Here is a 293-nt window from a genome sequence, read left to right as displayed (position 1 = left end):
TCGCGGATAACATTTTGACCATCACGATAAGGCGTTGATTTTATTTTAGATTTTCCACTTGCTATTACTAGAGCATGTAGTGTTTGAACAGCTTTCTCAGTAATGGGTATTCTCCTTGCTGCCCATTGTTCAACTTGAGTTAAAGCTGCATAATATCCTTTAACCTCATTTTCATCTCTCCTATATTTAAAGTGGCTTTTACCACTTAAAACCTCTTCAATCTGTTTAGGTTCAAGTCGATTTCCTTCAATCATAGTAGAATAGTGTGTGGTATAAAGCCGTGCAGTTTCACG

Annotated in this window: 1 pseudogene; it reads right to left on the bottom strand. The window is 36.9% G+C overall.

What is annotated here, in order from left to right:
- Positions 1–254: pseudogene (locus WG67_RS08905) on the bottom strand (Fic family protein); the annotation flags it as partial.
- Between the last annotated feature and the right edge of the window lie 39 nt (positions 255–293).

Source organism: Wolbachia endosymbiont of Drosophila incompta (assembly GCF_001758565.1).
Lineage (GTDB): Bacteria > Pseudomonadota > Alphaproteobacteria > Rickettsiales > Anaplasmataceae > Wolbachia > Wolbachia pipientis.
Note: the sequence above shows the minus strand (reverse complement) of the source record. Positions and strands in the feature narration are given on the sequence as shown.